The sequence below is a fragment of the Mailhella massiliensis genome (genome assembly GCF_020741395.1).
In the GTDB taxonomy this organism is placed as follows: domain Bacteria; phylum Desulfobacterota; class Desulfovibrionia; order Desulfovibrionales; family Desulfovibrionaceae; genus Mailhella; species Mailhella massiliensis_A.
Genome location: NZ_DYZA01000196.1, coordinates 1 through 5,549, shown reverse-complemented (window position 1 = coordinate 5,549; position 5,549 = coordinate 1). Strand labels below are relative to the sequence as shown.

The 5,549-nt window shown below is 59.7% G+C and carries 4 protein-coding genes; all 4 read right to left on the bottom strand.

All coding sequences use genetic code 11. The annotated features are described in order from the left end of the window. Positions 1-190: 190 nt before the first annotated feature. The 4 genes from hslV to gltX all read right to left on the bottom strand — a co-directional run bounded on the left by hslV (position 191) and on the right by gltX (position 5,545). Positions 191-730 (bottom strand): ATP-dependent protease subunit HslV, encoded by a 540-nt coding sequence (gene hslV, locus K8W16_RS09700; protein ID WP_304123038.1) that lies wholly within the window; start codon positions 728-730, stop codon positions 191-193. A 113-nt stretch (positions 731-843) separates the two neighbouring features. Then, positions 844-2,262: a M48 family metallopeptidase gene (locus K8W16_RS09695; protein WP_304123035.1), complete on the bottom strand. Its 1,419-nt coding sequence runs from the start codon at positions 2,260-2,262 to the stop codon at positions 844-846. A gap of 24 nt (positions 2,263-2,286) precedes the next feature. Continuing rightward, positions 2,287-3,744, bottom strand: a complete 1,458-nt coding sequence (gene cysS / locus K8W16_RS09690; RefSeq protein ID WP_304123033.1) for a cysteine--tRNA ligase — start codon at positions 3,742-3,744, stop codon at positions 2,287-2,289. 421 nt (positions 3,745-4,165) lie between these two features. Next, entirely contained in the window at positions 4,166-5,545 is a 1,380-nt protein-coding gene (gltX, locus tag K8W16_RS09685; RefSeq protein WP_304123040.1) for a glutamate--tRNA ligase, read from the bottom strand. Positions 5,546-5,549 lie beyond the last annotated feature (4 nt).

Sequence of the window (5,549 nt, the reverse complement as noted above, 5' to 3'; positions counted from 1 at the left end):
AATTATGTCTTACCACTATATTGCTCTCCTAGGTACTAAAGGAAACGATGCTTCAGTCAGACCAAAGGCGGCGGCCTCTGTAAGAGGCTGCCGCCTTTGTCACAGCGAGGTCGAGCCGAAGGACGACTCTTGCTAACTCATTTCTCCATACCCCACGCCGCCCTCCCGGCTGAGGAAAGAGGCATAGGGCTTACTTCTCTATGATCTCCATGGTGAGGTGCGTATTGGTGAAGACACAGATATCGGCGGCAATGGCCATGGATTCCTTCACGATCTCTGAAGGCGTCAGCTGCGTGTGCCGAAGCAGCGCCCGCGCGGCGGAAAGCGCGTAGGCCCCGCCGGAACCTATGGCGGCCACGCCGTCATCCGGCTCTATGACATCGCCCGTACCTGTGAGAATGAGCGTGCGGTCGGCATCGGCCACCAGAAGGAGGGCTTCCAGCTTGCGCAGGAACTTGTCCTGCCGCCAGTCCTTGGCCATTTCCACGGCGGCGCGCAGCAGGTTGCCGCCCGACTCCTCAAGCTTGGCTTCAAAGCGCTCAAACAGGGTAAAGGCATCGGCCGTGGCTCCCGCGAAACCGGCCAGCACCTGCCCCTTGTACAGGCGGCGTACCTTGCGGGCCGTATGCTTCATCACCATGGTCTGCCCCATGGTCACCTGCCCGTCGCCGCCAATGGCAACGCCGTGCTCATTGCGCACGGCCAGAATGGTTGTCCCTCTCAGTTCCATATCATCTCCTGCCTGAAGGCGGATGAAAGTTTGCGTCATGCCCCTGCCCTGCTCCACGCAAGGCTTCTCATGCGGGCGGAAGGCGGGGGCTTCCCCTGCGAAAAAGGAGAGCCTTAGCGGGCCTTTTTCATGATCTTGGCACGCTCTTTCGCCTTTTCCTCATATTCCTTGACGGACTTTTTTTCCTCGGCGCTGCGGGCGGCGGCTTTCGCCTTTTCCAGCCAGTTTTCCGCACGGCGTTCATCGTTGCCGTACAATGCTGCGTAGGCAAGGTGAAGATATCCTTCGCAGAGCTTGTTCACCGCGCCGAGAGACCTTCCGTAATAGGTATGCACCTCGCTGTCTTCCGGCACATGGCGCAGAACCTCGCGGTAACGCGCCTGTGCTCCGGCCCTGTCGCCGGAATCATCCAGAATACGCGCATAAAAGAACACCGCATAGTAGTCGCCGGGAGAAATACGAAGCGACTGTTCCAGGTAGCGGCGGGCACGGCCCATGTCCCCGCCCTTGGTGTATTCAAAAATACCCGCCTCACGCAGAATGAGGGCATCTTTCGGCGCCAGCTTCAGTGCAGAGGCAAACAATGCCTCCGCTTCCTTGGTGCGGTTCTGCCTGGCCGCCAGCATGGCCCTGCCCATGAGGCCGACGGGATCCTTGTCCCCTCCTTTCGCGAAAATCTGCTCAGCATGCCCCGCATCGCCGTGGCGCGCCCAGAGCAGCGCCTGCACGCGGCGGAAACGTCCGTCGTCTTCCTTACGGTTTTTCAGGCTTTCCGGCATGGTCTGAAGGTCGGCCCTGAGTTTTGCAAGGCGGATATTCAGGTCGGGATGAGTGGACAGATAGGCGGGCATGGAGGAACCTCCGCCCCAGTTCTGGGAACGAAGCACCTCGAAAGCGCCGCCCAGCCCCTTCGGGTTGTAACCCGCATCCACCAGGTATTTGAGTCCGAAGCGGTCGGCGTCGTCTTCATCAAGTCGGCTGTAATTGAGCATGGCTGTGGAACCGGCGGCCATGCTGCCCACCATGGCCGCGCCGCCGGCGCTTCCGCCCCCGGCTATCCCCGCCGCCACTCCGGCGACCATGCCGAGCAGGGAAGCGAGAGAAATGGCGCGCCCTCTTTCCATACGCCCGGCGATATGCCTCTGCGTGACATGGGCCACTTCGTGGGCAAGCACGCCCGCCAGCTCCGATTCATGGTTCAGGTGCATGATGAGCCCTGAAAACACGAACACGAAGCCGCCGGGCGCGGCAAAAGCGTTGAGGGAATCGTGCAGAACCACGCTGGCCGGGAACTTGTAGGGCTGGGGAGGCAGAGGCTTGACGATGCGGTCCACCACATCCTGCACATAGTCGTGCACCACCGGGTCTTCTATGAGGGGCATGGTTGATTTGACCAGGACTTCAAATTCCCGGCCCATCTTCATTTCATCCTGAAGCGTGAACTCGCCGAAAAACGCCGAGCACTCCCCCACGGGAGAAAAAAGCATGCCCGCCATGCAGGCTACGGCAATAAGAGAACGCAGTCGCATCATATTTTTCCCGGCCTCTCCGGCCCGTCAGGCGATATCCCACACCGCTCCGGAGGGAGTATCGCGCACTTCTATGCCCATGGCGACGAGCGCATCGCGCGTGGCGTCGGAACGGGCGAAATCCTTCGCTGCGCGGGCTTCGGCCCTCTCCGCCATCAAGGCCTTCACCCTGTCCGTATCAATACCCGCACGCCGAGCGCGGGTGTCGCGCAGCTCTTCAAGAAAGGCGGACGGCTCTGCACCGAATACCCCGAGCACGTCGGTCCAGGCATGGGAAAGCGTGTCGAAGCGCTCCAGAAGAGCACGGACACCCTCCTTATTGCGCAGGGCCTTGTCTTCCAAAATACGGTTGATGAGGCGTACCATGCCGAACACATGGCCGAGAGCCGCGGCGGTATTGAGATCGTCGTCCATGGCTTCAAAAAAGCCCTTTTCCAGAGGCTCGAATTCATCGAGCACGGAGGCCGGAACATCGCCCTTCTTCCACGAAGCGCGATTCTGCGCCTGCCTTGCGTCGCGCAGGCACTCATACACGCGCTTCAGTGCGCGCTCCGCTTCATCCAGCCCCTCAAAGCTGAAATCTATGGGGCTGCGGTAATGCTTGCCGAGAAGGAAGAAACGCAAAGTCTCCGGCTGACGATGCTCCAGAATGTCGCGGATGGTTTTAAAATTGTTGAGCGACTTGGACATTTTTTCGGAATTGATCTGCACAAAACCGTTGTGCACCCAGAAACGGGCCAGCTCCTTTCCGGTGGAAGCCTCGCTCTGGGCTATTTCGTTTTCATGATGGGGGAAGATGAGATCCTGACCGCCGCCGTGAATGTCGAGCGGAAGATCAAGGTTCTTCTTGCTCATGGCCGAACATTCCAGGTGCCAGCCGGGACGGCCCCTGCCCCACGGGCTTTCCCAGAAAGGTTCACCGGGCTTGGCTGCCTTCCACAGGGCGAAATCCAGCGGATCTTCCTTTTCTTCACCTATGGCGATACGCGCGCCGGAGCGCAGATCATCCACATCCCTGCCGGAAAGCTTGCCGTACCCCTTGAAGGAACGCACGCGGAAATACACGTCGCCCGAAGGCACGGCATAGGCATGCCCCCCGTCGATGAGGCTCTGGATAAGCTCCTGCATGTCGCCGATATACTCGGTGGCACGCGGTTCTATATCAGCGCGGCACACATTCAGGCGATCCATATCCTCATGGAAGGCCCCAATATAAGTTTCCGCTATCTCGGTGCTGCTCTTCCCCTCTCGGCCCGCGCGGGCGATGATCTTGTCGTCCACATCGGTGAAGTTGCGTACAAAGGTCACATGGTAACCGATATGGCGCAGGTAGCGATTCAGAACATCAAAGACTACGGCGGAACGGGCATGGCCGATATGACTGAGGTCGTACGCCGTGATGCCGCAAGCGTACATGCCCACCCTGCCGGAGGTGAGAGGCTCGAAATTTTCCTTGCGGCGAGTCATGGAATTATACAGCTGCATGAGAATTCTCCCATTATGCGGACAAGATTGCAGCCTTCCCTGCCGGGAAGGGCCTCGGGGCTTCACGCCCCGGGATGATTAAAGGGCTTCACTCTAAAAGGATGGAAACAGACACGGCCCTCCGCCCCGGACGGCCTGACACGCCGGGAAAGCCAAACAAAAGCCTTTGCACATGGCCGTAAACCTTCCCATGCCTGTGCCCGAACGAAGCGAGGGCTTTCTCGTATTAAATAAGCAGTCATCCGGTCCCGTCCAGTGTACGGACAGGGCCGGATGAGCGAAAAGGCGTTTTTCCGGCCTGCGGGGCGCTGAAGGAGGAATCCGTTCCCCGGCCTCTCCCCGGGTTCCGCGCTTCCGCGGCCCCGTTACTGTGAAGGGGCGCTTCCGACTCGCGGGAAATTGCGCCCGCCGGCCTTGAACACTACAGGTTCACGGCGCGAGCGATACGCTTCAGACTCTCCTCACGGCCCAGCGCGGCCATAACATCATGCACAGAAGGCCCGCCGGCAAGACCGGTAAGCGCAGAACGCAGAGGCGGCCCCACCTGTTTGAACTTGAGCCCGCCCTTTTCCACATATTCATGGAGCAGCGTATCCAGCGCCTCTGCACTGAACTCGGGCATATCGGCAATCATGTCGTGCAGCACGGAAAGCTGATGCCTGCCGTCCTCATTCAGGGCCTTCATGGCCTTTTCCTCAATCACCAGCTCTTCGGCAGGTTTGAAGTAGATGGTCAGTGCCTGGGCGAGAGCCGCGAGGTCGGAAGCACGCTCCACATACATGGGAAGAAGCGGCTCCACCTTTTCCACAGGCACGTCGTAGCCCAGCTTTTCCAGGAAAGGACGCACCATGACGGCAAGCTGAGGGAAAGGTGTGTTGCGCAGGTAATGGGCATTGAGCCACTTCAACTTTTCCGGGTCGAAGGCGGCAGGAGAACTGTTCAGATTGCCCCCGTCAAAAAGCTCCACCAGCTCCTTCAGAGAAAAAATTTCCTGATCGCCGTGCGACCAGCCGAGGCGTACCAGATAGTTGACCAGCGCCTGAGGCAGAAGCCCGTCCTGCTCATACTCTATGACGGCGCGCGCGCCGTGGCGCTTGGAAAGCTTCTGATGGTCGGGTCCGCAGATCATGGGGACATGTCCGAAGGTGGGAACCTCGAAGCCGAAGGCGTTGTAAAGCAGAATCTGCTTGGGAGTGTTGGAAACGTGGTCGTCACCGCGCACCACATGAGTCACGCCCATGTCGTGGTCGTCAACCACCACGGCGAGATTGTAGGTGGGCATACCGTCGGTACGGCGCAGCACCATGTCGTCCAGCTCGGAAACGTCTACGGAAATGGTCCCCTTCACCATATCGTTGAACACGATGCGGCCTTCATCGGGCACGCGCAGGCGCACCACGCGGCCTGGACCGGCGGTGAGCCCTCTGTCGCGGCACTTGCCGTTGTAACGGGGCTTTTCCCCCCGGGCGCGGGCCACTTCACGCATGGCTTCCACTTCCTCGGGAGTGCAGTCGCACCAGTAGGCATGGCCGGTTTCCAGAAGCCTGTCGATATAGGCGTTGTAGATATCGAGGCGCTTGCTCTGATAGGTCAGATCTCCGTCCCAGTCCAGCCCCAGCCATTTCATGGAGGCAAGTATGGAATCGGTGTATTCCTGTTTCGAGCGCGTGGCGTCGGTATCTTCAATACGCAGGCGGAACTCCCCGCCGAAGTGGCGGGCGAGAAGCCAGCAGAAAATGGCGGTGCGGCCACCGCCGATGTGCAGATGGCCGGTAGGGCTGGGAGCGAATCTCGTAACGATTTTC